The organism is Ramlibacter humi, from assembly GCF_004681975.1.
Taxonomy (GTDB): domain Bacteria; phylum Pseudomonadota; class Gammaproteobacteria; order Burkholderiales; family Burkholderiaceae_C; genus Ramlibacter; species Ramlibacter humi.
Genome location: NZ_SMLK01000002.1, coordinates 62,534 through 63,983 on the forward strand (window position 1 = coordinate 62,534; position 1,450 = coordinate 63,983).

Annotated in this window: 1 protein-coding gene; it reads right to left on the minus strand. The window is 65.1% G+C overall.

Features of this window, described 5'->3' with window-relative positions; genetic code table 11:
• Position 1: 1 nt before the first annotated feature.
• Positions 2-1,216 (minus strand): type II secretion system inner membrane protein GspF, encoded by a 1,215-nt coding sequence (gspF, locus tag EZ216_RS07820; RefSeq protein WP_135249195.1) that lies wholly within the window; start codon positions 1,214-1,216, stop codon positions 2-4.
• Between the last annotated feature and the right edge of the window lie 234 nt (positions 1,217-1,450).

Here is a 1,450-nt window from a genome sequence, read left to right on the forward strand (position 1 = left end):
CTCAGCGCACCCACTGGTTGAGCTGGATGATGGGCAGCAGCACCGCCAGCACGATGAGCATGACGACCATGCCCATGGTGACGATGAGCAGCGGCTCCAGCACGGTGGCCAGCTGGATGGCGCGGCGCTGGACTTCGCTGCCCAGCTGGTTGGCCGCGCGCTGCAGCATCACCGGCAGCTGGCCGGTCTGTTCGCCCAGCCGGGCGAACATGGACAGCAGGCCCGGGAAGCGCTTTTTCTGTGCCAGGGCGGACGCGAGCGGGGCGCCTTCGCGCACCAGCACCAGCGCATCCATGGCATCGGCGCGCATGGCCCGGTTGTTGAGGGTTTCGGCGGCGGCTTGCAGGGCCTTCAGGATGGGGACGCCCGCCCCGGTCAGCATGGCCAGCGTATTGCCGAACTGGGCACTGTTGTATCCGCGCGATAAGCGGCCCAAAACCGGTATGCCTAGCCAACTTGCGTCGAATTTCTCACGAAAGGCTTCATTCCTCAGGGCGCCGCGTAGGACAAGTCCCACGACCAGCAGGGTGCCCAGCATCATCCAGCCCCAAGAGCGGAAGAAGGCACTCAAAGCCAGCATGGCCGTGGTCAGGAAGGGGAGCGAACGCTTGGTGCCCGCGAAGACGTTCGCCACCTGAGGAACCACATAGGTCACCAGGAACACGACGATCGCCAAGGCGACCACCGTGACGATGGCCGGATACAGCGCCGCTCCAGTCAGCTTCGACTTCAACGCCTGGCGATTTTCAAGGTCGTCCGCCAAGCGTTCCAGCACCATGCCCAGGTGGCCACTCTGCTCTCCTGCGCTGACGACGGCGATGTAGATGTCCGAAAACTCGCGAGGAAAGTGCGCCAGCGCCGCAGCGAAGGTCGAGCCTGCGTTCACCTCCGCCCGCAAGGCCGCCACCAGGTTGCGCTCCGGCTCCGAGGGGGCCTCTTCCGCCAATGCAGTGAGCGCCCGCTCAAGCTGCAAACCCGATCCCACCAAGCCCGCGAGCTGTCTCGTCCACACCGTCAGCTGCGTGCTGTTGAACACGCGCCGGGTCCAGCGCCGAGGCCCTGCGCCTGCGCGGCTGTCCCCCAGCACCTGCACTTGCAGCGGCACCAGCTGCTGGCCGCGCAGCTGGCTGCGCGCCGACTTGGCCGAGTCGGCCTCGACGACGCCCTTGCGGGTGGCGCCGCCGGCGTCCAGGGCCTCAAACGAATACGCAGGCATCAGTTCATCCGATCGGTTTTGTCAGCCGTATTCAAGAAACTGCCGGGCTCGGCCGTATTCAAAGATGAGCAGGGCAAATCCCGGTAACCGTGCGCGGTGGCAGGCATTTGTATCGAAATGTTGCCACTGGTTGCAGTCGGTTGCAGAATCTGGGGCGGGGATCGGCCGGTCCCCTGAAGGAGTTTAAGCATGTCGAGGAAGGTGCCGAGGAGTCGTCGGAGCCGCCTATTGGCA